This window comes from Pseudomonas sp. SJZ131 (genome assembly GCF_007828705.1).
In the GTDB taxonomy this organism is placed as follows: Bacteria; Pseudomonadota; Gammaproteobacteria; order Pseudomonadales; family Pseudomonadaceae; genus Aquipseudomonas; species Aquipseudomonas prosekii.
Window position 1 is genome coordinate 320,708 of the sequence record NZ_VIVC01000001.1, and the last position, 24,136, is coordinate 344,843.

Annotated in this window: 23 protein-coding genes; 12 read left to right on the plus strand and 11 right to left on the minus strand. The window is 61.2% G+C overall.

The genetic code is table 11. The features are described 5' to 3' along the window. Nucleotides 1–45: 45 nt before the first annotated feature. Nucleotides 46–825, plus strand: coding sequence for an ABC transporter substrate-binding protein (locus FBY12_RS01220; RefSeq protein WP_145250314.1), 780 nt, complete (start codon nucleotides 46–48; stop codon nucleotides 823–825). 108 nt (nucleotides 826–933) lie between these two features. On the opposite strand, the gene FBY12_RS01225 is transcribed toward FBY12_RS01220, so the two are convergent. Further along, the gene (locus FBY12_RS01225; protein ID WP_145250317.1) at nucleotides 934–2,247 is read right to left on the minus strand and encodes a leucine-rich repeat-containing protein kinase family protein; all 1,314 of its coding nucleotides are present in this window, start codon (nucleotides 2,245–2,247) and stop codon (nucleotides 934–936) included. A gap of 127 nt (nucleotides 2,248–2,374) precedes the next feature. Beyond that, nucleotides 2,375–3,517, minus strand: coding sequence for a cell division protein ZapE (gene zapE, locus FBY12_RS01230; RefSeq protein WP_145250320.1), 1,143 nt, complete (start codon nucleotides 3,515–3,517; stop codon nucleotides 2,375–2,377). Between the two features lie 351 nt (nucleotides 3,518–3,868). Between zapE and FBY12_RS01235 the strand changes: the two genes are divergently transcribed. The 7 genes from FBY12_RS01235 (at nucleotide 3,869) to FBY12_RS01265 (ending at nucleotide 10,351) form a co-directional block, all read left to right on the plus strand. Next, nucleotides 3,869–4,330, plus strand: a complete 462-nt coding sequence (locus tag FBY12_RS01235; RefSeq protein ID WP_371927380.1) for a spore coat U domain-containing protein — start codon at nucleotides 3,869–3,871, stop codon at nucleotides 4,328–4,330. Nucleotides 4,331–4,432: 102 nt separating this feature from the next. Continuing rightward, on the plus strand, nucleotides 4,433–5,002 hold the full coding sequence (locus FBY12_RS01240; protein ID WP_371927381.1) for a spore coat U domain-containing protein: 570 nt from the start codon (nucleotides 4,433–4,435) through the stop codon (nucleotides 5,000–5,002). Nucleotides 5,003–5,022: 20 nt separating this feature from the next. Then, nucleotides 5,023–5,559 carry a spore coat U domain-containing protein gene (locus FBY12_RS01245; RefSeq protein WP_145250323.1) on the plus strand — a complete coding sequence of 179 codons (537 nt, stop codon included), beginning with the start codon at nucleotides 5,023–5,025 and terminating at the stop codon, nucleotides 5,557–5,559. A 4-nt stretch (nucleotides 5,560–5,563) separates the two neighbouring features. After that, nucleotides 5,564–6,064, plus strand: coding sequence for a spore coat U domain-containing protein (locus FBY12_RS01250; RefSeq protein ID WP_145250327.1), 501 nt, complete (start codon nucleotides 5,564–5,566; stop codon nucleotides 6,062–6,064). A 54-nt stretch (nucleotides 6,065–6,118) separates the two neighbouring features. Beyond that, nucleotides 6,119–6,892 carry a molecular chaperone gene (locus FBY12_RS01255; protein WP_371927360.1) on the plus strand — a complete coding sequence of 258 codons (774 nt, stop codon included), beginning with the start codon at nucleotides 6,119–6,121 and terminating at the stop codon, nucleotides 6,890–6,892. Between the two features lie 136 nt (nucleotides 6,893–7,028). Next, nucleotides 7,029–9,386, plus strand: a complete 2,358-nt coding sequence (locus FBY12_RS01260; RefSeq protein ID WP_145250333.1) for a fimbria/pilus outer membrane usher protein — start codon at nucleotides 7,029–7,031, stop codon at nucleotides 9,384–9,386. Next, nucleotides 9,383–10,351, plus strand: coding sequence for a spore coat U domain-containing protein (locus tag FBY12_RS01265; protein WP_145250336.1), 969 nt, complete (start codon nucleotides 9,383–9,385; stop codon nucleotides 10,349–10,351). The genes FBY12_RS01260 and FBY12_RS01265 overlap by 4 nt, the downstream gene beginning before the upstream one ends. Nucleotides 10,352–10,602: 251 nt before the next feature. Here the strand turns inward: FBY12_RS01265 and FBY12_RS01270 are convergent, their stop codons facing one another. Together FBY12_RS01270 and FBY12_RS01275 are read right to left on the minus strand one after the other, a co-directional pair. Further along, nucleotides 10,603–11,355, minus strand: coding sequence for an anti-sigma factor (locus tag FBY12_RS01270; protein ID WP_145250339.1), 753 nt, complete (start codon nucleotides 11,353–11,355; stop codon nucleotides 10,603–10,605). After that, a complete protein-coding gene (locus FBY12_RS01275) occupies nucleotides 11,352–11,858 on the minus strand; it encodes an RNA polymerase sigma factor (RefSeq protein ID WP_145250342.1) in 507 nt (168 codons plus the stop codon). Before FBY12_RS01275 ends, FBY12_RS01270 begins: the two co-directional genes overlap by 4 nt. Nucleotides 11,859–12,015: 157 nt before the next feature. Between FBY12_RS01275 and FBY12_RS01280 the strand changes: the two genes are divergently transcribed. Next, nucleotides 12,016–13,101: a catalase family peroxidase gene (locus FBY12_RS01280; RefSeq protein ID WP_145250345.1), complete on the plus strand. Its 1,086-nt coding sequence runs from the start codon at nucleotides 12,016–12,018 to the stop codon at nucleotides 13,099–13,101. Further along, on the plus strand, nucleotides 13,098–13,643 hold the full coding sequence (locus FBY12_RS01285; protein WP_145250348.1) for a cytochrome b: 546 nt from the start codon (nucleotides 13,098–13,100) through the stop codon (nucleotides 13,641–13,643). Before FBY12_RS01280 ends, FBY12_RS01285 begins: the two co-directional genes overlap by 4 nt. Before the next feature lie 82 nt (nucleotides 13,644–13,725). Here the strand turns inward: FBY12_RS01285 and FBY12_RS01290 are convergent, their stop codons facing one another. Beyond that, a complete protein-coding gene (locus FBY12_RS01290) occupies nucleotides 13,726–14,922 on the minus strand; it encodes an MFS transporter (RefSeq protein WP_145250351.1) in 1,197 nt (398 codons plus the stop codon). Nucleotides 14,923–15,017: 95 nt separating this feature from the next. Here FBY12_RS01290 and FBY12_RS01295 point away from each other — a divergent pair, with 95 nt between their 5' ends. Beyond that, nucleotides 15,018–15,482, plus strand: coding sequence for a helix-turn-helix domain-containing protein (locus FBY12_RS01295; RefSeq protein ID WP_145250355.1), 465 nt, complete (start codon nucleotides 15,018–15,020; stop codon nucleotides 15,480–15,482). Between the two features lie 37 nt (nucleotides 15,483–15,519). On the opposite strand, the gene FBY12_RS01300 is transcribed toward FBY12_RS01295, so the two are convergent. Both FBY12_RS01300 and FBY12_RS01305 read right to left on the minus strand, forming a co-directional pair. Next, nucleotides 15,520–16,671, minus strand: a complete 1,152-nt coding sequence (locus tag FBY12_RS01300) for a carboxypeptidase family protein (RefSeq protein WP_145250358.1) — start codon at nucleotides 16,669–16,671, stop codon at nucleotides 15,520–15,522. Between the two features lie 482 nt (nucleotides 16,672–17,153). Further along, nucleotides 17,154–17,495 (minus strand): DUF6124 family protein, encoded by a 342-nt coding sequence (locus FBY12_RS01305; protein WP_092270203.1) that lies wholly within the window; start codon nucleotides 17,493–17,495, stop codon nucleotides 17,154–17,156. A 129-nt stretch (nucleotides 17,496–17,624) separates the two neighbouring features. On the opposite strand from FBY12_RS01305, the gene FBY12_RS01310 reads away from it, so the two are divergent. After that, on the plus strand, nucleotides 17,625–18,275 hold the full coding sequence (locus FBY12_RS01310) for a LexA family transcriptional regulator (RefSeq protein ID WP_101209561.1): 651 nt from the start codon (nucleotides 17,625–17,627) through the stop codon (nucleotides 18,273–18,275). A 44-nt stretch (nucleotides 18,276–18,319) separates the two neighbouring features. Here FBY12_RS01310 and FBY12_RS01315 read toward each other — a convergent pair whose 3' ends face one another. The 4 genes from FBY12_RS01315 to FBY12_RS01330 are packed head-to-tail and all read right to left on the minus strand — an operon-like array spanning nucleotide 18,320 to nucleotide 23,877. After that, nucleotides 18,320–20,269: an acetyl/propionyl/methylcrotonyl-CoA carboxylase subunit alpha gene (locus tag FBY12_RS01315; RefSeq protein WP_145250361.1), complete on the minus strand. Its 1,950-nt coding sequence runs from the start codon at nucleotides 20,267–20,269 to the stop codon at nucleotides 18,320–18,322. Then, complete coding sequence (locus tag FBY12_RS01320) at nucleotides 20,269–21,081, minus strand: gamma-carboxygeranoyl-CoA hydratase (RefSeq protein WP_145250364.1); 813 nt, start codon at nucleotides 21,079–21,081, stop codon at nucleotides 20,269–20,271. The genes FBY12_RS01315 and FBY12_RS01320 overlap by 1 nt, the downstream gene beginning before the upstream one ends. Before the next feature lie 13 nt (nucleotides 21,082–21,094). Further along, complete coding sequence (locus tag FBY12_RS01325) at nucleotides 21,095–22,702, minus strand: carboxyl transferase domain-containing protein (protein WP_145250367.1); 1,608 nt, start codon at nucleotides 22,700–22,702, stop codon at nucleotides 21,095–21,097. An 11-nt stretch (nucleotides 22,703–22,713) separates the two neighbouring features. After that, nucleotides 22,714–23,877 carry an isovaleryl-CoA dehydrogenase gene (locus FBY12_RS01330; RefSeq protein WP_145250369.1) on the minus strand — a complete coding sequence of 388 codons (1,164 nt, stop codon included), beginning with the start codon at nucleotides 23,875–23,877 and terminating at the stop codon, nucleotides 22,714–22,716. Nucleotides 23,878–24,136 lie beyond the last annotated feature (259 nt).

Here is a 24,136-nt window from a genome sequence, read left to right on the forward strand (position 1 = left end):
CTCTAAAGCTGCCAATAAAAGCCTCCGCACACCATGGAGTTATAAATGAACAAGCTAGTGATGTTTGGTGCCCTGGCACTGTCGATGTTGTCCCTCAGCGCTGTGGCTGACGATGCCAAGCCGATCCGCATCGGCATTGAAGCCGGGTACCCTCCATTCTCGATGAAAACCGCTGACGGCAAACTCGCCGGTTTCGACGTGGACATCGGCGATGCGCTGTGTGAGCAGATGAAAGTCAAATGCGTGTGGGTCGAGCAAGAGTTCGACGGCCTGATCCCGGCGCTGAAAGTGAAGAAAATCGACGCCATCCTGTCGTCCATGACCATCACTGACGACCGCAAGAAAAACGTCGATTTCACCGTCAAGTACTACCACACGCCGGCGCGCTTCTTGATGAAGCAAGGCACCGACGTCAAAGACCCGCTGACCGAACTCAAAGGCAAGAAAGTCGGCGTACTGCGCGCCAGCACCCACGACCGTTTTGCCACGGAAGTGCTGGAACCCGAAGGCATCATCCTGGTGCGTTACGGCTCCCAGCAGGAAGCCAACCTCGACATGGTCTCCGGCCGCCTCGACGCGATGCTGGCCGACTCGGTCAACCTCGATTACGGTTTTCTGAGAACCGACGCCGGTAAAGGTTTTGCATTCGTCGGCCCGACCTACGAAGACGCCAAATACTTCGGCGGCGGCGCGGGCATTGCCGTGCGCAAGGGCGATAAGGAATTGGCGAAAAAATTCAACACCGCCATCACTGAAATCCGCGCCGACGGCAAGTACAAGCAGGTTCAGGACAAGTACTTCGATTTTGATGTTTACGGCCAATAATCCAGCCGTTTAAACCAGCCTTACCAGGTGTATAGAGCTTGATGAAAAGTGGCAATCGTTGAGGCGATTGCCACTTTTTTTGCCCGCTGGCCCATCAATGTGCAGCGGCTACAGGCCCTTCAGTTCGCGCACGATCTCGCTGAATCCCGGCCGCGCCAGCACATCCGGCTGACAGCAACGCTGTTGCAAATCCTCCAGCGCCAGACGCTGTTCAGCACCCAACCCCGAATCAATCCGCGCCAGCAATTCCCCCAGCAACACGCCAAACGCGCGCACTTCGATGCGTTGCAGCGCACGGCTTTCGACGCTGTCGCCGGTGGCATGAAAAGACGCCGCGCCAAAGTCCCCCAACAGACAATCACCGTGCTCATTGCACAAAATGTTGTGGCCGTACAAATCGCCGTGGGTGATGCCTTGCCGGTGTAAATGCGCGGCCACCGAAGCAATGCCACCGGCGCTGCGCAACGCCACTGCCGCAGTAAAACGCGTGTCGTCGCGGTAAACATCCCGCGAACACGACGCCAGGCTCGGCAGCCCCGCCAGATTGCGATAACTCGGGTCGATCAACTGCATTACCAACCCAGCCTGGGCCTGCGGATGCTCGACAATTCGCCCTTCAACACGGATCAGGTTGGGGTGCAGGCCGGCGGTGATGCAGGCATTCATCTCATGCAGCGGCGAGCCATCGCTGGTCATCTCACCTTTATAGAGTTTGACCGCGACCTCGCTGGCCGGCTGATCCGGGCGCTGCCACGTGGCGCGATGAATTACCCCCGACGCGCCTTCACCCAATTGCTGTTCCAGACGCAACTGCGCCCAGGCAATGCTCGGTGTCGCTTCGAGCGCAGCGGCGTCGGCTTCGGTTTCCAGCGGGTTGCCGGCGTACGCCAGCCAGCTCAGCGCCGGCAGAGTCAGCAGCCATTCCGGCAGTTCGCCGAGTTGGTTGGCGGCGATGCGGATCAGTTCGAGCTGATGGCAATTGCGCAGGCTTTCGGGCAACTGTTGCAGGCGATTGCCGGCCAGCATGAGTTTTTGCAAGTGCGGGCGCTGGCCCAGTTCACTCGGCAGTTCGCTGATGCGATTGTCGGTCAGGATCAACCAGCGCAGCAGCGGTGGCAGCGCGGCGCCGGGCACGTGTTCGATGCGATTGGCCTTGAAGCCGACCATGCTCAGCGCCGCGCATTGGCCCAGACACGCTGGCAGTTCGCTGAAGAGGTTGTCGGAGCAGAAAATGATGCGCAATTTGCGCAACCGATGCAGGTCGTCCGGCAAGCTGCGCAAGGCGTTGCCACTGAGGTTGAGCACTTCCAGCGAATCGGCGAGGTCGAAGATTTCCCGGGGGAATTCGCTGAGGCCACAGGACAAGTCGAGGCGGGTAATGCCGGCCAGTTCACCGGCCTGCAATTGGGCAAGGGTATTCATCAACGGGATTCGCTATTGGTCGTGGCGTCGGGCGCGCGGCCCGAAGAATGGGCTGCATGATAGCGGGAAGTCGGTGTGTCGGTCAGGCCGGTTTCGCGAGCAGCCATCGCGCAAAAAAACCGCTCAATCAAACAACCTTGCGAACCTCCACCAATTGCCCCAACCGACTGCGCGTGCGCGCCAGATCAATCGCATGGCCGCCCAGGCTTTCATGCAAAGAGCGCTGCCCGAGCAACACCAGGTGTTTGTCCTGATCGTATAAAACGTCGATCAGGTTGATAAATCGCTGCTGCGCTGCCATCGAACACTCGGCCAGGCAGGGCAGTTGATCAATCACCCAGTGATCGAAATGCCGACACAACTCCAGATAATCCATCACTGCGGTCGGCTGATCGCAGAGGTCGCCGAAGCTGAAGCCAACCGTGCTGCCGTGGCAAAACCACGCCGACATTTGTCGCGTGCCGACCGTCAGTTCCAAGGGCTCCGCGCGGTCCGGCAGGCTCAGCGCTTGCCGCTGCTGCGGCGTCGCCGGCCAGACATATTGGCCGTGGGTAAACACCTGCAAATGATCGGTGCGCGCCTGACTGCGGTAATCATGCGGGCCACCGACTTCCATCACTTGCATGCGCGTGTTGATCAGGTCGATCACCGGTTTGAAACGCGCGTGATACAGCGGATTCGGCAGCAGGCCTTCGGGTGGGTAGTTGGACGTCACCAACAGCAGAATGCCGCGACGGAACAAGGCTTTGAACAGCCGGCTGATCAGCATCGCGTCGCCGATGTCATGCACGTGAAACTCGTCGAAGCACAGTACCCGGCAATCCTGCAACAGCGTGTCCAGCGTCGTCGCCAGGGCATCGTTGTGCTCGCGATTGTCGAACATGCCTTGATGCAACCGGGCGAAGAATTCATGGAAGTGCAGACGTTGTTTTTGCTCGATCGGCAGGGCCTGGAAAAATCCGTCGAGCAGCCAGCTCTTGCCGCGCCCGACCGCTCCATGCAAGTACAGACCGGGCAGGGTTTTCGCCGACGATCCGAGCAAATGGGTCGCGTGTTGCGCCATGCAGTCGATCACTCGTTGCTGGCTGTGGCTGAGGGTGTAGCCCTGCGCGGACGCTTTGTGCTGAAAGTAATCGTGAATCAACCGTGGGTTGCCGGGCGACGCCGCTTTGCCAAGCAGGCTTTTGCCGAGCAGCGCTTTGCCGAACAAGCGGTGCAGCGCGGGCCAGCGCGGTGTTTTTTGCGTACGGTTTGGCGGTCGAACAGCCACGATAGATAGCACCCCGGAAGTCAGCAGGCCGATGCACGGAGCGTCGGCGGCGTAGTTTAACCAAATGGTGAATTGTCGTGCCATGCACGCGTGGTGAACGGCCTTCGGTTGTACGGAAAACTGCGGCGTGGACAACTATTTTCCCGCCGTTGTAGCGAGGGTTCCTCAACATATCGAAACAAATCACCGCCATTTTGCTGGATCCAATTAGCCCGGATAACTGGCGGAATCTCGTTCGCTAGCTAACCTGACTTTCAGGAGTCACCCCTTACAAGGATTGGGGCAGTGAAAGGATTATGGATTTTCGCCGTGTTGGGCCTGTTGCTCGGCGCACATTTATCAGCCGCAGAAATGCAGGTGCAAGTGCGTGTCGATGTGCTGCGCGGCTGTCAATTGGTCGGCCAGCAACGCAGCGCGGGCATCGAGCAATTGGGCGTGCTGGATTTCGGCAGCACGGCGCGTCTCGACGACCCCGCCGGCCCGTTGAGTGCAGCCCTGATCAGTTCGCGCCTGCCGCGACTGGAGTGCAATCCGGACACTCCGTATCAATTACGCGTCGATGGCGGCCAGCATGGCGGCGTCGGTGACGTGCGCTACATGGCGGGAGCCAACCAACAGAGCAAACCCATCCCTTATCGGCTCTATCAAGACCCGGCGCGGCGCATTCCGCTGGCGGTGGATGTACCGGTGAGCGGGCGCGTACCGGACAGCGGTTCGGTGGATTTGCCTTTGTATGCGCGGATTGAACGGCTGGCGGAAATTCCGCATGTCAGCCGTTATTCAGACCTGGTGAAGGTGACCGTCACCTGGTAGCAGGCGCTGTTTGATGGCTCCCGCCGAGTCGGGGAGCGCAGGGAAGGGGACGATGCCGGTTGATCGTCCGGGGTTCGACACCAGAGGGAACTGGGTTTGGCGCTGACTGACAAGCATTGGAAAATTTTCGCCGCAGGCGCGTTTATTGCCGCTGGCGCTCCTGTTGCCGCAGGTGCACTGACGTTGCCGGCCGAGCCTGCATATGCGCTGGTCAGCGGGCAGATCCAAGCGCGGCTGACGATCATTGCCGGCTGCGAAGTCAACAATGGCACGCGTCCCGACCTGCCGGTCGGCGACCTCGGCAGCCTCGATTTTGGCCAGCAGGGGCCAACCTGGACCAATCCGATCAAGGCCAGCCTCAGCGACAACAGCAGCGGTACGCTGAATGTCGCCTGCAACCCTTCGGTCACCGGGTTCACCGTCACCATCGACGGTGGCGCCCACGGCGACGGCGCCACCCGACGCCTGAGCAACGGCCGCCAGACCCTCATTTATCAGTTGTTCCTCGATGCTTCCGGCACACAGGGCTACAGCATCGGCCAACAACACAATTTCGCCGTGACCAACGCAGAGCAGATACCGATCCCGGTATTTGGCGCGGTGGTGGCGAATACCCGCGCGGTTCCGGCCGGTGTCTATACCGACACCCTCACGGTAACGCTCGATTGGTAACCCCGAAGAGGACGGACACCATGCACATGTTTGCATCAAGGATCGGTTTGTCATTGCTCGGCCTGACGCTGGGCTCCAGCGCCATCGCGGCCACCACAGTCACCGGCCAGATCACCTCCAGCCTGACGCTGATCAGCAGTTGTCAGGTCAACGGCGCCGGTGGCAGCACCGGGCTGAACTTCGGTGCGCTGGACTTCGGCGTCGCCAACAGTCTGTTCACCGAGGCTGACGCGCAGGTGTTGGGCGGTGGCGGCGGCGGGCTGTCGATTCTGTGCTCCAGCGGCACCATCCCGGCGGTCAAAGTGCGCGCCGGCAGCCATGACGGACAGTCGCCTGGCGGCACCCGCGCGCTGGCCGATGGCGGCGGCAACTTCGTGCCTTACGACCTGTACACCGACGCCGGGCACTCGCAGATTCTTGCCATCGACGGCGTGATCAATCTCGCCGCCAGTACCGGCGTGGCGCAGACGGTGAATATCTACGGCAAGGCAGTCGGCAAGGCCGGTTTACCCGCCGGCACCTACACCGACACCGTTGCCGTCGAACTGACGTTCTAGTGCGATGGCTCGCCAGGGATGGCCGACGCTGGTTTTGCTGTGTGCGGGCAGCCTGCCGTTGCCGCTGGCGGCGGTGACCAGTCAGAGCTTTCAGGTCAGCGCGACGGTGACGGCCGGTTGCCTGGTGGTCGGCGGTGTGTCGAATTACGGCAGCCTCGACTTCGGCAGTCGTTCGGCGCTGGACACCGGGGCGGTGCAAGTGGCGCTGAGCGGTGGCGTGCAGTTGCAGTGCACGCCGGGCGTAACCCTGAACATGAGCGTCGATGGCGGCCAGTACAACAGCAGCGGTCGCCATTTGCAGCTGAGCACCGGAAGCAATCGCGTGGCGTATGCGTTGTTTCGCGATGCGGCATTCAGCCAGGCGCTGGGCGTCGGCCAGAGCGTGGCGGTGGCTTACACCGATGCCAACAACATTCGCTTGCCGATTTACGGGCAGGTGCAGTTGCCGGGCAATCAGCCCGGTGGAACGTACAGCGATGTGTTGCAGGTGCAGCTGTCTTGGTGATCAGTCTTGGTGATCAGTCTAAGTAGTGCAGTGATGTCAACAAGGAGCAGGCACATGGCTTCACAGGTTTTGCGCGCGGCAGCAGTGGCGCTGATGTTCTTCGGTATCGCCAAGGCGCAGGCCGCCAGCTCGGTGCTGATCTGGCCAATAGATCCAGTACTGGAGGCCGATCAACAGGCCAGTGCGTTGTGGCTGGAAAACCGTGGCAGCGAGACGGCCAACCTGCAGATACGCGTGTTTGCCTGGAGCCAGAACGGCTTCAACGACCAGTACCAGAACCAGCGCGATGTGATTGGCAGCCCGCCGGTGGCGAAGATCGAACCGGGGCAAAAACAGTTGGTACGCCTGACCCGGACCAAGGACGTCCCGCCGGGGCAGGAACTGGCTTATCGGATCATCATCGACGAGATTCCTTCGGCCACGCCGCCTGCCGCCGAGGACGGCAAGACAGCGGCGGCGATTCGCTTCCAGATGCGTTATTCGGTGCCGTTGTTCGCTTACGGCGCAGGGTTGTGGAGCAAGGAAGACGCCAATCGCCCGCGCGATCCCAAGGGTGTCGGTTTGCCCGACTTGAGTTGGCGCACGGTGGCGGTCGATGGCCGCTCGTATGTCGAAGTGCGCAATCAGGGCGCGGTGCATGCGCGCTTGACCGATGTCGCGCTGAAGCAGGGCGGGCAAAGCAAACCGCTGGTGGAAGGGTTGCTCGGATACGTGCTGCCAGGCGCGGTGATGCGCTGGCCGGCGCCGGGACCGCTGGCCGGGGAATCGGCGTTGCTGGTGCGGGTAAACGGGGCGAGCCAGGTGCAGAGCATTTCGCCACTGCGCTGATATCACGGTGCTCAAGCTGTTGTGGCGAGCGAGCTTGCTCGCGCTGGGTTGCGAAGCGGCCCCTGCACTGACGACCCGGTTTCGCCAGACAGGCTGAACAAGGAGGACAAGGTCCATTGACGGACGTAAGACGCGAATGAGCCCCGCTTGGGCTCGCAGTTTCCTGTGTCCGATCTGGACCGCAATCTGCGCGTGCTGGCTGCTGATCGTCCCGCGCACCGAGGCCGGCGATTTGCCGCCGCCACCCAGCGGCATGGAGGCCGTGGCCGATGCACAGTTGTTTCTGGAGTTGGTGGTCAATCAGATGAATACCGGACGCGTGGTCGCCGTCGATCAGCGTGGCGGGCGCTTCTTTTTGCCGGCCTCGGCCCTGCGCGAGAGTGGCATAAAACTGCCGGAAAACGTCGATGCCGACGTCGATCTCGAGCGCTTGCCGGGCCTGCACAGCGAGTACGACAGTAGCGGCCAGCGGCTGCTGGTCAACGTGCCGCCGGAGTGGTTGCCGGAGCAATTTGTCGGCAGCCGCGAAGCCTACCCGCGCACCCCGGCGCTGAGCAGTTTTGGCGCGTTGCTCAACTACGATCTTTACCTCAACGACACTGACGATGCCGGCACCTACCTCGCGGCATGGAACGAACTGCGGCTGTTTGACGGTTGGGGCACGCTGTCGAACACCGGGCAATACCGCCAGACCTTGTCGGGCAACGCCGTCAGCACGCTGAATAACGGCTACCTGCGCTACGACACCACGTGGCGTTATTCCGATGACGAGCGATTGCTGACCTACGAGGCCGGCGATCTGGTCAGCGGCGCGTTGCCCTGGAGCAGTTCGGTGCGCCTCGGCGGCGTGCAGTTGTCGCGTGACTTCGGCGTGCGTCCGGACTTGGTGACTTACCCGCTGCCGCAGTTTGCCGGGGAAGCGGCGGTGCCATCCTCGGTCGATCTGTTCATCAACGGCTACAAATCCAGCAGCGCCGACCTGCAACCGGGGCCGTACACGCTGACCAATATCCCGTTCATCAACGGCGCCGGCGAAGCTGTCGTGGTGACCACCGACGCCTTGGGTCGCCAGGTTTCGACCACGGTGCCGTTCTACGTCACCAGCAGTCTGCTGCAAAAAGGTCTGAGCGATTTTTCCGTGGCCGCCGGCACGTTGCGGCGCAACTATGGCCTCAAGGATTTCGGTTACGGTTCCGGCGTCACGTCCGGCAGTTTGCGTTACGGCGTCAGCGACAACTTCACGCTGGAGAGCCACGCCGAAGCATCGCAAGCCCTGACCCTCGGTGGTCTTGGCGGCAATCTGCGCCTGGGCAATTTCGGCGTGCTCAACACCGCACTCAGTCAAAGCCAGTTCGACGGCGAAAACGGTCAGCAGTTGAGCCTCGGCTATCAGTACAGCAGTCAGCGCTACAGTTTTTCTTATCAGCGGCTGCAACGGCATGAAAACTACGCCGACCTGTCGGTGGTCGACAGCCCTTACGCGACCCTCAGCAAGCGCAGCGAGCAGGCGACCCTGAGCCTCAATCTCGACACCTGGGGCAGCCTCGGCGTCGGTTATTTCGATGTGCGCGCGGCGGACGATTCGCGCACCCGCCTGCTTAACCTGACGTGGAGCAAACCGCTGTGGCGCAACACCAGTTTCTACCTGTCGGGCAACCGCGAGATCGGTGACAGCAACTGGGCGGTGCAGGCGCAATTGGTGATTCCGTTCGACCTGCGCGGCAGTCTGGCGATCAGCAGCGAACGCAGCAAAACCGGGCAGAGTCAGCAACGCGTCAATTACAGCCGCGCGGTGCCGACCGAAGGCGGGGTCGGCTTCAACCTCGGTTATGCGCAGGGCGACGGCCCGGCATACCGGCAGGCCGACCTGACCTGGCGCCTGCAATCGGTGCAATTGCAGGCTGGCGTTTACGGCACCAGCGAAGCTGAAACCCGCTGGGCCGACGCCAGCGGTTCGCTGGTGTGGATGGACCGTCAGGCGTTCGCCGCCAACCGCATCGACGACGCGTTTGTGCTGGTCAGCACCGACGGCTATGCCGATATTCCGGTGCGCTACGAAAATCAGCAGGTCGGCCAGACCGATCGCAATGGCCATCTTCTGGTGCCGTGGAGCAGCGCTTATTACCGTGGCAAATATGAAATCGATCCACTCAACCTGCCGGCCAACGTGCGCAGCCCTAATGTCGAACAGCGGATTGCGGTGCGCCGGGGCAGCGGTTATCTGCTGGAGTTTCCGCTGCAGCGGGTGGTCGCCGCGAGCATTGTGCTGGTGGATGCGCAGCAGCAGGAATTGCCGCTGGGCAGCGGCGTTGTGCATGAGCAAAGTGGCGCGCAAACCGTGGTCGGTTGGGACGGGCTGGTGTACCTGGAAAACCTTCAGGCGCAGAACCGTTTGCGCGTGACGCTGGCCGATGGCAGCCACTGTCAGGTGCAATTTGCCGTGGACATGCAGCAGGCGCAGATTCCGTTGATCGGTCCGTTGGTGTGTCGATGATCAGGTGTTTCTTCGCGTTGCTGGCGCTGTGCTTGCCCGGTTCGGCGTGGGCGCTGTGCTCGGTGGTCAGCACCACGCCGGTCGCGTTCGGTTCGCTGAGTTCGATCGCGGTGCGCACCACAGCGCAGAGCAGTTCGAGCCTCAACGCCGGGTTGAGCTGCACCGGTTCTTTGTTGTCGTTGCTGTCCGCCAACGACCATTTCTACGCCACCGTCACCTCCAGCCAAAGTGGCCTGCGCGGCCCGACCGGCGACATCATCAACTACACGCTGTACGCCAACAATTCCACCAGCTACCCGCTGACCCGAGGCGTTGCCTTCGATTTCGCCCGCAATGGCATCCTTGATGCGCTGGGATTGCTCGGCAGCGTGGTGCCCAAGACTGCGCCGATATTTTTACGCACGACCATCGGCAGTAATGTCGCAGCCGGGATCTACAGCGAGACCCTGAGCATTGCCTGGAGCTGGAATTATTGCTCGGGCCTCGGCATTGGCAATATTTGCGTGGGACGCGACATCGGCAGCGGCAACACCACGTTGACGGTCAACCTGACTGTGGCAAATGACTGCACGATCACCGCGCCGAACATCAACTTCGGCAGCGCCCCGGTGATCAGCGCGTTTGCCCCGGTCACCGGCCAGACCATCAACCTGGCCTGTACCAAGGGCAGCGCCTATACCGTGGGGCTGAGCGATGGCCAGCAAGCCGTCAGCGTCGGCGGGCGCCGACGGATGATTTCCGGGGGGAATTATCTGGCGTATGACATTTTCAAAAGCGCCGGCACCACGCGCTGGGGCAGTGTCGGCGCCGCGCGGCGCGCCAGCACCGATGCCGAGGTCAATCCTGGTAACGGCCTCGGCACCGGGAGCCAGGTGTTCAATTACAACGCGAAAATCTACACCGACCAAAACACCCCACCGGCCGGGACATATCAGGACAGCGTGGTGCTGGATGTCGGATTCTGACTACCGCCCAAACTCATTGTAGGAGCGAGCCTGCTCGCGATAGCGGTGTTTCAGCTACATCAATGGCGGCTGACAAATTGCTATCGCGAGCAAGCTCGCTCCCACAGTGGATTGGGTTGGTTGCACTATTTGTGAACGACGCTGCCCCCTGTGGGAGTGAGCCTGCTCGCGATAGCGGTGTTTCAGTTAGATCAATGTCGGCTGACACACCGTGATCGCGAGCAAGCTCGCTCCCACAGGGTTTTGTGTGGCTAAAACTGCTGTGTTTGCTTGAGCAGTTGCGCCGCTGGCGTGTCGTTCGGGCTGACCATTGCGTAGTTGTATCCAGCGCCCGACCAGTATTCGGCCTGCAACTCGCCATCGCTGCGACTGCCGCGCGGCAGCAGGTAGTTTTTCGGGCCTGGCGGGCGCACGTAGAAACTGATCTTGTGCCCGCCCGCGTCCTCATAAACCACCATCGCCGCCGGCCCTTGCTCGGTGCTGAGCAGGCGCCCGCTGACCGGTTTGAACCCTGCGTTCGCCAGGTCCGGCAGGCGATTGGCCTGGGTGAAATAGCGGTCGAGCCAACGCTGCATATCGCCCTCATCGCTGACTTTGTAATCCGCCGGCATCACGCCTTGCTGAGCAAACAAGCGGTACGCCTGCATCGCGTCGGCCATGGGCAGCTGGGCGCTGACGAGGGCGATCTCGCGTGCTTTCCAGCCACCAAAACCGCCGACACTGACTGCAATCAGCAACACCGCCGCGCTGGCCAGATGACGCCGGGACTGACGTTTCAGGCGCTGGCGAATCAGCGCCGGATCCAGCTGCGGATTAGCCGTCTGCTGCAACGCGCCACTCAGCGCCGCGCGCAGTTGCTGGGCGTCCTGTTGCCAGGCGCGCACCTGTGCGGAAACCTCGGCGTTGCTCGCCAGAAAAGTCTCTACCAGACGTCGGTCGGCGTCGCTGAGTTGGTGATCGACGTAGGCGTGCAGGTCACGCTCGCTTGGGGGCATGCTGATCATTTGAGTCTCCGCAGGGAAGGGCGGCTGATTTCGCCGTCGCTGAGTTCGCGCAAGGCCTGGCGGGCGCGGGACAGGCGGGACATCACGGTGCCAGTCGGGACGCCGAGAATCTCGGCGACCTCCTTATACGTCAGGCCTTCGACCGACACCCAGAGCAGCAACGCGCGCTGTTCGGTGTTGAGCTGATCGAACGCTTGCAGGGTCGATTGGGCGATCACCGTGCGCTCGACCGAAGGCTGCACATCGTCACGTCCGGTAAAGAATTCGAGCATGCGTGCGTAACGCCGGGAGCGCCGGTGCGCGTCGAGAAACTGCCGATACAGAATCGCAAACAGCCAGGCACGCAGGTCGCCGTCGGGGCGTTTGTCGCTCCAACTCGACAGCGCTTTTTCCAGACTGGCCTGGACCAGATCGTCGGCGCCGCTGGAGTTGCGCGTCAACGACACGGCAAACCGGCGCAGTCTGGGAATGATTTCCCGCAGTTGTTCGTCGATATCGTGCATGAAGTTCCGGCCAGTCACTACGCTAGGACTAGGAAGACGTCCGGCATTGGAGGTTATTCCACGCCCGCAAAAATAAATACCGGGCGATGGAATAAACCTGCGCGGGGTGCGTCTGGCTGATTCTTCTCACTTGTGGCCGCTGGCCCTGGAGTCTTTCATGGTAGATCGCTCAACACCGCCCAACCGGCCGCCGCTGAGCAGCGCCAGCCTGATTGCGCGCCTGGCTGGCATCGGCGTGATCGTCGCGGCCGTCGCCGGGGCTTTTGCCTACGTCAACGGCACCTTTGACCCACAACGCCTGACCCCGAAAAAATTGATCAACGTGCTCGAAACCAACAACGGCGTGCACCCGGGTTTCCGCCGTAATCACTCGAAAGGCGTGTGCGTGATCGGTCATTTCGAGAGCAGCGGGGAAGCGCGCAGCTATTCCACCGCGCAAGTGTTCAACGACCCGCAGACGCCTGTTGTCGGCCGTTTTGCGTTACCGGCGGGCAGCCCGTACGCGCCGGACAGCAGCGTGCCGATCCGCAGCCTGGCGCTACGTTTCACCCAGGCCAATGGCCAACAGTGGCGCACCGGGATGAACAGCATGCCGGTGTTCCCGGTCGGCACGCCCGAAGCGTTTTATCAGTTGCAGCAAGCGCAGTCACCGGACCCGGCTACCGGTAAACCGAACCCGACGGCGGTCCCGGCATTCTTTGGTTCGCACCCGGAAGCGGGGCCGTTCCTGGCCTGGATCAAGACCGCCAAGCCGTCGGCGAGCTACGTGACGGAAACCTACAACAGCGTCAACGCGTTCTACCTGGTGAATGCGGCGGGGCAAAAGCAAGCCGTGCGCTGGAGCATGGTTCCGCTGGCGCAGGATGCAGCGGGGGCGACGGCGCCTGAGGGCGCGGATTTCCTTGAGAAAGACCTGGTGCAACGGATCGGCGCGGGTCCGCTGCGTTTCCAGTTGAACCTGACGTTGGCCAACGCTGACGATCCGGTGAACGACGCCAGCAAATCCTGGCCGGCCGGGCGCAAAGTAATCAACGCCGGGACGTTGGTGCTCAGCGCCACCCAGCCGCAACTGGACGGCGAGTGCCGCGACATCAACTACGATCCGCTGGTGTTGCCGGCCGGCATCGAAGGTTCCGCCGACCCGTTGCTCGCTGCGCGCTCGGCCGGTTACGCGAGTTCCTACTTGCGCCGCACCAGCGAAGTCAGTCAGTTGCCCGCCGCTAAACAGGAGGCTAAACAATGAGCGCCCAACCGAAACATTTCGCCCCGCTGGTGCGCCTGTTGCACTGGTTGATGGCGCTGATGATCATCGCGATGCTGTTTATCGGCGCCGGCATGGTGGCCTCGGTGTCCGAGCGGCATGAATGGCTGATTCATCTGCACAAGCCGTTGGGCATTGCGATTTTGTTGCTGGTGATCGTGCGCCTGGTGGTGCGTTTCTCCACGCAACAGCCGCCGCTGCCGGCGGATTTGCCGAGTTGGCAAGCGCTGGCGGCCAAGGCATCGCACGTGTTGCTGTATGCGTTGATGCTGATTTTGCCGTTGCTCGGCTGGGCGATGATTTCCGCTGCCGGCGACCCGGTGATGCTCAGCAGTTCGTTGCAATTGCCAGCGATCCTGCCGGCAGATGCGCAGCTATTTGCGCTGCTGCGCACGGCGCACGGGTATCTGGCGTATCTGCTGTTTCTGACGGTATTGCTGCATCTGGCGGCGGCGCTGTTCCATGGCTGGGTGCGCCGCGATGATGTGCTGGACAGCATGTTGCGGGGTAAGGATCACCTCTGATTCACGCATCTTTTGTAGCAGCTGCCGAGCACCGCGAGGCTGCGTCCGGCGCCAATCGCAGCCTCGCGGTGCTCGGCAGCTGCTACAGGGGATGGGGAAGTGGCTGGGGTTTGGCGGCCAGGGTCAGCCACCAATAGAGCAACGCCACGGCGTTGATTCCGGCACCGAGCCAACACACGCCAATCCATCCGGCCCACGCGTACATCGCCGTCGAGCCGATCGAGCCCAGCGCGCTGCCAATCGAGTAAAACAGCATATACCCGGCAGTCAGGCGACTTTGCGCTTCGGGCCGTACGCTGTAGATCATGCTTTGGCTGGTGACGTGCACCGCTTGCAGACCCAGATCCAGGGTGATAACCCCCAGCAGCAGCGCCCACAGCGAAGATTGCGTCAGCGCGATGGGCAACCACGACGCGAGCATCAACAGCAGCGACAACCCGCTGGTCCATTGCCCCAAACCGCGATCCGCCCAATGCCCCGCGCGCGCCGCCCCGAGTGCGCCAGCGGCACCGGCGAGGCCGAATAATCCGATTTGGGTGTGCGATAACGACAGCGGCGGCGCGCTCAGCGGCAAGACCATCGGCGTCCACAACACCATCGCGCTGGCGAAGGTCAGCAACGCGAGGACCGCTCGTTGGCGCAGCACCGGTTCTTCTTTAAACAGCGTAAACACCGAGCCGATCAGCGCCGCGTAAGAATGCGCCGGTTGCGCGGCTTCGTGCTTCGGCAACACGCGCAACAGCAGCAGCGCCATCAGCAACGTCAAACCCGCCGACAGCCAATAAATCGAGCGCCAACCGGCCAGATCGGCCATGCCGCCGGCGACCGTTCGCGCGAGCAGAATGCCGACGACGATGCCGCTGGTGACCACGCCGACCACGCGCCCGCGCTGCGCCGGAATGGCCAGGGTCGCGGCGTAGGCGACCAAAACCTGGGTGACCACCGCGAGCAATCCGGTCAACGCCATGCCGATCAGTAGCCAGATGCTGTTTTGCGCCAGCGCGATCATCAGCAACGCCAGCGCCGACAACAGCGTCTGCGTGACGATCAGGCGCCGACGATTGAGCAGATCCCCCAACGGCACTAGCAACAACAGCCCCAAGCCGTAACCGACCTGAGTCAGCGTGACGACGATGCCGATGGTCGCCGGGCTCATGCCGAAAGCGTCGGCCATCGCGTCGAGCAGCGGTTGCGCGTAATACACGTTGCCGACGGCGAGACCGCAGGCGACTGCGAACAGCAACACCACGCCGCTGTTCAAGGATTGATTGGGCTTCATGCCAGGCTCCTGATGTGGTTTCAAAATAAAACCAGTTGTACGGTAAGGAGACTGGTTTTATATTGCAACCACATTTGCAGTCGGCGAGCGCGATCATGGTCAAACGTACAAGCATGCAAGACGCCGAATGCCCGGTGGCACGGTCGCTGGACGCGATTGGTGATTGGTGGTCGTTGCTGATCGTGCGCGATGCGTTCGATGGCATCCGGCGGTTCGGCGAGTTTCAGCGAAGTCTGGGCATGGCCAAGAACATCCTCTCGGCGCGCCTGCGCACCTTGGTCACGCACGGGATTTTCGACTTGGTGCCGGCGTCGGACGGCAGCGCTTATCAGGAATACGTGCTGACGGAAAAGGGCCGGGGCCTGTTCCCGCTGATCATCGGTTTGCGCCAGTGGGGCGAGGCGTTTTTCTTTGCGGCGGGGGAGGCGCGTTCACAAGTGGTGGATCGTCAGCACGGCAAACCGATACGCGCGCTGGAATTGCGCGCCGAGGATGGACGATTGTTGGGGCCGGAGGATTGCGTGCGGTTGCCCGCAAACGCAAAGATCGCAGCTTCTTAGGATTCGAAGGCTGGGATCTTTTGTGTTTGCAGGATGATCAGCGGACGCTTTCGATCATCTCGGCAACGGTGGTCAGCACGTCTTTACCCAACTGTTTCGAGCGTTTGCCCGACCAGCCTGTCAGCGGGTTCGGTGCGTCGTTATTGTCCTTGAAGGGCATTTCCAGGGTCAGCGACAGGCAATCGAATTTCTGCCCGACGCTGTTGCAGGCCAGGGTCATGTTGGCCTGGCCCGGCAGGTCGCGGGTGTAGCCGTGCTTGGTCTGGAAATCTTTGGTCAGATGCTTCAAGTGGTTGCGGAAGTGCGTCTCCAGCTCTTCGATGCGCGGCGTGTAGCCCGGATTGCCTTCGCAGCCAGCAGTGAAGATGTAGGGGATTTCCTCATCGCCGTGAATGTCGAGAAACAGATCGACGCCGTACTGCTCCATCTGTTGCCGAACAAAATACACTTCCGGGCTGATTTCCGGCGTGGCGTTCTGCCAGGCGCGGTTCAGGTCCTGGCCCATGGCGTTGGTGCGCAAATGGCCGTGGAACGCGCCGTCCGGGTTCATGTTCGGCACCAGGTACAGGTCGGCTTTGGCCAGGAGTTTTTGCAGCACTGGGTCGTCGTGGTTTTCCAGGCGTTCGATCACGCCCTCCATGAACCACTCGGCCATGTGCTCGCCGGGATGTTGCTGGGCGATGATCCAGACTTTGCGCTGGCCAGCCGCGCCGGTGCCTTTGCGCAGTAATTGAATGTCGCGACCCTCAACGCTTTTGCCGGTGGCCAGCAGCTCGGTGCCAGCCTTGGTCAGCGCCTGCTCGATCAGCCAGTCGTGACGACCACGGCTGTACGGTTCGAAATAGGCAAACCAGGCGTGAGTGGCCGTCGCTTCGAGGCTGAAGCGCAGGCAATCGCCTTCAAAAATGGTCGGTACGCGGAACCAGTTGACGTGGTCGTAGGAGGCCACGGCTTGATAACCGTCCCAGGCTTTGTTGTAGGAGGATTTGCTCGCATTGTTCAGGCGAAACCAATGGTCTTGACCGACGTGCAGGCCGCTGGCCTTGAAGTGGAACCACTGGAAATGTTGGCTGCGTGTGTCCGGTTTGATCGCCAGAAGGGCCTGCAACGGGTTGCTGATGTCCAGCACTTCAATGTTGCCGCTGTCAAAATTGGCGCTGATGTCGAAAGAGGATTTAGCCACGGTCATAGTCGGTTCCTGATTATGATTTTATGGCTGCTACTTTACACGCAAGGCGGGGGGGAATCGGCGGAAAAATCGAGGGCAGAGCGGGGGCGTCCTCCTTGACGCGGACGAAGCTTAGAGAGTGTGCGATTGATTCTCAAGTGCTAATTCGGATTAGTTCGGCCCAATGCTGGCGGGGTTCTCTTGCCAACGGACATTCTTTTGATATCATGCCGGCCATCGAATTAGCAGCACCTACAGTCTTCATTAGCCTGAAGCCAAAGCCAGAATAACTGGCAAAAAAAAGACCCGGCAAAAAGCCGGGTCAAAAACCGTGATTAGCCTGATGAGGAGATAGTCCAGGAGACCGACCTAAGGTCCTCTGGTCCATCGACTGATCTCGCGACCAGCTGCATGCAATAATAATCATTCTCGTTTGCAAGTCAAATGATTTTATCTGCGCGATAGGAAAATTCTTTCCTGTCCTTCGCTAAATCCAGTCTTCTTCAGTCTTCCTGATCGCCGTCCAGCGAGCGGTCAACCATGGCTTGCGCCATATCAATCATGTGCACCACTGAAAATGCCAACGCGCGATGCGAGCCCTGCAGGTTGTCTGCCGATTCCTGCGCGGTAGCGGCGGCACAGCGCAGCAGGTCCGAGGCGTGGACCAGCGCCTCCTCGCAGCTGACATTGCGATTGACGTCGAAGAAACGCGACTGGATCACCACCTCTGAAACAGCTGGTTTCAAGTAATAATCCAACGCTCGTTGCGCGGCGGCGCAGCCTTTTGGCGAGGTGAACGTGGTGTCGATTTGCTGCTCTGGCGTGTCCTGGCTGGGGATTGTCATGATGCTGGTGAACTCCGTGATAGATTCAGATCCGTGATTCCATCTTAATACGTGCTGTATTTGTGACGAATATTTAAATACTACAATTTGTGTTTTGCGGGTCGGAGAGCCCCACGTATCGTGCCGCACATGGATAAATGGATTGAATTGGTCAAGGCCAAAATGAGTGAACTCAAAATCACTCAAGAGATACTCGCAGAGCGCCTCGGGATGTCCCAGGGCGGCGTCGGCCACTGGCTCAACAAACGTCGCGACCCTGGCGTCGAGAACATGAACCGCGTGTTGAAAGCGCTGGGCATGGACTTTCTCGAAGTAGCGCTGGTGATCCGCGAACGCGTGGAATCGGAAGAGGACGAGATGCCGCTGGCGCTCAAATACAACCCATACTTCCGCTATCCGGTCAGCGACTGGCGGGAGCCGGCGCAATTGCGCGACGGTGAACTGACGGTGTATCGCAAGAACGAGCGCTACGAGCTCACCGACTATCACGCGCAGGGCCCGGCGTTCTGGCTCTCGGTAGTCGGTGACGCGATGACCGCGCCCAGTGGTTTCAGTGTTGCCGAAGGGATGATGATTCTAGTCGACCCGGCCATCGTTCCGGAGCCCGGCAAACTGGTGATCGCGCAGTGGCCGGACACCGACGAGGCGACCTTTCGCAAACTCATGGAAGAGGGCGGTCAGCGTTACCTGGTCCCGCTCAATCCAACCTACCCGAAAGCCCTGTTTACCGAGGATTGCCGAATCATCGGCGTAGTGGTTCAGGCCACCGCAAAATTCTGATCAGATCGGTCCGCGCAAGGTGATGCGCAGGACCGATCTTCATTTCACCCTTCTTCCAGCTCGACCAACGCACTGCCTTCGCTGACCATCTCGCCTTCCTGGCAATACAACGCCTTGATTACCCCGGCGTGTGGCGCACGAATGCTGTGCTCCATTTTCATCGCTTCGAGCACCACCAATTGCGCCCCGGCTTCGACCGCTTGCCCGGCCTCGACCAACACCCGGACAATGCTGCCGTTCATTGGCGCGGTCAGACCGCCCTGATGGCTGTGGCTGGATTCAACCGCAGCGATCGGATCGTAAGCCTCGACCCGGCGCAATTCGCCTTGCCATTGCAAATACAAACTGTCGCCACGGCGGATCGCCCGGTGCTGGCGACGCACGCCGTTATCGTCGATCAGCAACTGTTCGCCGCTGATCCGGGCGTTGCTCACCTCGCCCAGAGTCAACGCGCGATCCTGGCCTTCACAGCTCAAATGCACGCTGATTTCTTTCCGTAGCCCTGAGCGAAAACCACTGTTGATCGCCCACGGCGAACCCGGATCATCGCCGCGCGTCAGCGATGGCTGACCTTGCGCGAACGCTTGCGCCGCCGCTTGCCAGAATGGGTCGCTGAGCTCGGCGGGCGCCGGCAGCAATTGCTCCTGATAACGCGGGATAAACCCGGTATCCAGCTCCGCCGCAGCAAACGCCGGATGATCGATGATCCGCCGCAGGAAGTTGATGTTGGTCTTCAGCCCGCCAATCGCGAACTCATCGAGCATGCTTAACAAGCGCAGGCGCGCCTGTTCACGGTCCTCGCCCCACGCAATCAGCTTGCCGAGCATCGGGTCATAGAACGGCGAAATCTCGTCACCTTCCTCAACCCCGCTGTCCACCCGGCGCCCCGGCCCAGCGGCCGACTCGCGGTACAACTCCAGCCGTCCGGTCGCCGGTAAAAAGTCATTGCCCGGATCTTCGGCGTACAGCCGCACTTCGATGGCATGGCCGATCAGCGGCACTTCAGCTTGGGTCATCGGCAACGCCTCACCGCGCGCCACGCGAATCTGCCACGCCACCAGATCGAGGCCGGTGATTGCTTCGGTGACCGGGTGCTCGACTTGCAGGCGCGTGTTCATTTCCATGAAGAAAAACTCGCCGCGCGAATCCAGCAAAAACTCGACGGTGCCGGCGCCGACGTAACCGATCGCCTGCGCCGAACGCACCGCCGCTTCGCCCATCGCCCGCCGCAATTCCGCACTCAAACCGGGCGCCGGTGCTTCTTCGACGACTTTCTGATGGCGGCGCTGAATCGAGCAATCACGTTCATTCAGGTACAGGCAGTTGCCGTGTTGGTCGGCAAACACCTGAATTTCGACGTGGCGCGGCTTGAGCAGATACTTCTCGACCAACATCCGCGAATTGCCAAATGACGATTTCGCCTCGCGTTGCGCCGAGGCCAGGGCCTCGGCCAATTGGCTGACGTCCTCGACCACTTTCATGCCTTTGCCACCGCCGCCCGCCGTGGCTTTGAGCAACACCGGATAACCGATGCGCGCGCAGGCGTCACGGAAGGTGTCGAGGTCCTGGGCTTCGCCGTGATAGCCCGGCACCAGTGGCACGCCGGCGGTTTCCATCAAGGCTTTGGCCGCCGATTTGCTGCCCATGGCGTCGATGGCCGAGGCGGGTGGGCCGAGGAAAATCAGCCCGGCGGCTTCGATGGCGCGGGCGAATTCGGCGTTTTCCGAGAGAAAGCCGTAACCCGGATGAATCGCCTGAGCGCCGCTGGCCTTGGCCGCAGCGATCAGTTTATCGATCTGCAAATAGCTCTCGGCAGCCTTGCTGCCGCCGAGGTCGACGCGGATATCCGCCTCGCGGCTGTGCCGGGCGTCACGGTCGGTGGCGCTGTGCACGGCGACGGTGGTCAGGCCCAGGGCTTTGGCGGTGCGCATCACGCGGCAGGCAATTTCGCCGCGATTGGCCACCAGCAGGGTGGTGAGAACAGGTGCGCTCATCAACGCGGCTCCTTGGTGGATTCGGCTTGCCAGTTCGGCGGACGTTTTTGCAGAAAGGCGCGCAGACCTTCCTGACCTTCAGGGCTGACCCGAATCCGCGCGATGGCGTTTTCGGTGTATCGGCGCAGCGCCGGCGTCAGCGCACCGTGGCCGACTTCGCGCAGTAAATCCTTGCTCGTGCGCATTGCCGCCGGGCTGTTGAGCAGCAGGTTGTCGATCCATTGCTCTACCTTCTGGTCCAGTTCGGCGAGCGGATAACTCTCCGCCAGCAAACCAATCTCCCGCGCCCGTTGCCCACCGAAACGTTCGGCGGTCAGTGCATAACGCCGCGCCGCACGTTCGCCGATGGCTTGCACGACGAACGGGCTGATCACCGCTGGCGCCAAGCCAATGCGCACTTCCGACAGGCAGAACTGCGCATCATCGGCGCCAATCGCCATGTCGCAGCAACTGATCAGGCCCAGCGCGCCGCCATACGCCGCGCCTTGCACCACGGCCAGCGTGGGGATTTTCAGTTTGGCGAGGTTGTACATCAGCTCCGCGAGTTCGCGCGCGTCGTCGAGGTTGGTGTGGTAATCGAGCTCGGCGGATTGCTGCATCCAGGCCAGGTCGGCGCCGGCGCTGAAATGCTTGCCGCGTCCGCGCACCAGCAGGAAACGCAGGCTCGCATCGCCGCCAACCTTGTCCAGCGCGAGGATCAGTTCGCGGATCATCTCGGCGTTGAAGGCGTTGTTCTTTTCTTCACGGCTGAGCCACAGGGTGGCGAAACCTCGTGTGTCGATCAGCAGTTCGAGGGTGTTGAAGTCGCTCATGATTTTCTCCCGATCACATCCGGAACACGCCGAAGCGGCTCGGTTCGATTGGCGCGTTCAGCGACGCGGACAAGGCCAGCGCCAGCACGTCGCGGGTCTGCGCCGGGTCGATGACGCCGTCGTCCCACAAGCGCGCGCTGGAATAATACGGATGGCCTTGCTCTTCATATTGGTCGAGGATCGGTTGCTTGATCTGCGCTTCCTGCTCGGCGCTGAACGCCTGGCCACTGCGTTCGGCCTGCTCGCGTTTGACCTGCACCAGCACGCCCGCCGCTTGCTCGGCGCCCATCACGCCGATCCGCGCGTTCGGCCACATCCACAGGAAGCGTGGATCGTAGGCGCGGCCGCACATGCCGTAGTTACCGGCGCCGAAGCTGCCGCCGATGATCACGGTGAATTTCGGCACTTTGGCGCAGGCCACGGCGGTCACCAGTTTGGCGCCGTGCTTGGCAATGCCGCCGGCCTCGTATTTCTGCCCGACCATGAACCCGGTGATGTTCTGCAAAAACAGCAGCGGAATCCCGCGCTGGCAGGCCAGTTCAATGAAGTGCGCGCCTTTTTGCGCGGCTTCGGCGAAGAGGATGCCGTTGTTCGCGAGGATGGCGATTGGGTAACCGTGCAGGTGGGAAAAGCCGCAGACCAGCGTAGTCCCGAACAGCGCTTTGAATTCGTCGAATACTGAACCGTCGACCAGCCGCGCGATGACTTCGCGCACGTCAAATGGCTGTTTGGCGTCGGCCGAGACTACGCCATACAACTCATCGCTGGCGTACAGCGGCGCAATCGGCGTGCGTTGCTGCAGTTCGCCGAGCTTGCGCCAGTTGAGGTTGGCGACACTGCGGCGGGCGATGGCCAAGGCGTGTTCATCGCTTTCGGCATAATGGTCGGCGACCCCGGAAATCTTGCAATGCACATCGGCGCCGCCAAGATCCTCGGCGCTGACCACTTCGCCGGTCGCGGCTTTTACCAGCGGCGGGCCGGCGAGGAAAATCGTCGCTTGCTGGCGCACCATGATCGCTTCGTCGGCCATTGCCGGCACGTAAGCGCCGCCAGCGGTGCACGAGCCCATCACCACGGCAATCTGCGGAATGCCCATGGCGCTCATGTTGGCCTGGTTGAAAAAGATCCGGCCGAAGTGCTCGCGGTCCGGGAACACTTCATCCTGACGCGGCAAATTGGCGCCGCCGGAATCCACCAGATAGATGCATGGCAGGCGGTTTTGCTGGGCGATGGTCTGGGCACGCAGGTGTTTTTTCACGGTCAATGGGTAGTACGAGCCACCCTTCACCGTCGCATCATTGGCGACGATCATGCATTCGACGCCTTCGACGCGGCCGATTCCGGCAATCACGCCCGCCGCCGGAACTTCTTCGCCATACACTTCGTAGGCCGCCAGTTGGCTGATTTCGAGAAACGGTGAGCCCGGATCAAGCAGTCGGTTAATGCGCTCGCGCGGCAGCAATTTACCGCGCGAGGTGTGCCGTTCTTGCGCCTTCGGGCCGCCACCTTGCTGCACTTGAGCGAGCAGGGTGTGCAGGGCGTCGACCTGTCTGAGCATCGCCGCGCTGTTGGCCGCGAACTCCGCCGAACGCGGGTTGAGCTGGGTATGCAGGATAGCCATGGACAGCTCCGTTAGCGGGTTTCGTTGAACAGTTCGCGACCGATCAGCATGCGACGGATCTCACTGGTGCCGGCGCCGATTTCGTACAGCTTGGCGTCGCGCAACAGGCGTCCGGCGGGGAATTCGTTGATGTAGCCATTGCCGCCGAGAATCTGGATCGCGTCGAGAGCCATTTGCGTGGCGCGTTCGGCGCTGTAGAGGATCACCCCGGCGGCGTCTTTGCGCGTGGTTTCGCCCCGTTCGCAGGCTTGCGCGACCGCATACAGGTAGGCGCGGCTGGCGTTTAGTTGGGTGTACATGTCGGCGACTTTGCCTTGGATCAGCTGGAATTCGCCGATGCTCTGGCCGAACTGTTTGCGGTCGTGGATGTACGGCACGATCAGGTCCATGCATGCCTGCATGATCCCGGTCGGGCCGCCGGAGAGCACGACGCGCTCGTAATCGAGGCCGCTCATCAGCACTTTCACGCCGCCATTGAGCACGCCGAGGATGTTTTCTTCCGGCACTTCGACGTCGTCGAAAAACAGTTCGCAAGTGTTTGAACCGCGCATGCCGAGCTTGTCGAATTTGTTGCTGCGGCTGAAGCCCGGCGAATCGCGTTCGACGATGAAAGCAGTGATGCCGTGCGGGCCTTTTTCCAGGTCAGTCTTGGCGTAGATCACGTAGGTGTTGGCGTCAGGGCCGTTGGTGATCCAGGTTTTGCTGCCGTTGAGCACGTATTTATCGCCGCGTTTGTCGGCGCGCAGTTTCATCGAAACCACGTCGGAACCGGCGTTCGGCTCGCTCATGGCGAGGGCGCCGACGTGTTCGCCGCTGATCAGTTTGGGCAGGTATTTGGTTTTCTGTTGGTGATTGCCATTGCGGTTGATCTGGTTGACGCAGAGGTTGGAATGCGCGCCGTAGGACAGCGCAACCGAGGCGGAACCGCGGCTGATTTCTTCCATGATCACCACGTGCGCCAGATAACCCAGGCCAGCGCCGCCGTACTCTTCCGGAACGGTGACGCCGAGCAGGCCCATGTCGCCGAATTTGCGCCACAGGTCAGCGGGAAACAGGTTGTCGATGTCGATCTGCGCCGCGCGTGGAGCGATCTCCTTGGCAACGAAGGACTGAACCTGATCGCGCAGCATGTCGATGGTTTCACCGAGGGCGAAGTTCAGGGATGGGTAGCTCATGGGTCACCTATTGGCTTTTTTGTCGGTTGGGGAGGGCAGTGAATCGGCTCTCACCTTTACGTTAACGTAAGCCTGCGGCAGATGACTGTCAATCACCCTTTACGTTAACGTCAACTTGAGCGAGAGTAGGGCCGTTCAAGATTGAACAGCGGACCATCCCTGTGGGATCTGTGGCGAGGGGGCTTGCCCCTGTTTGAGTGCGTAGCACTCACAAAATCTTTGGTGCATCGGAAATTTTGGGGCTGCTTCGCATCCCAAC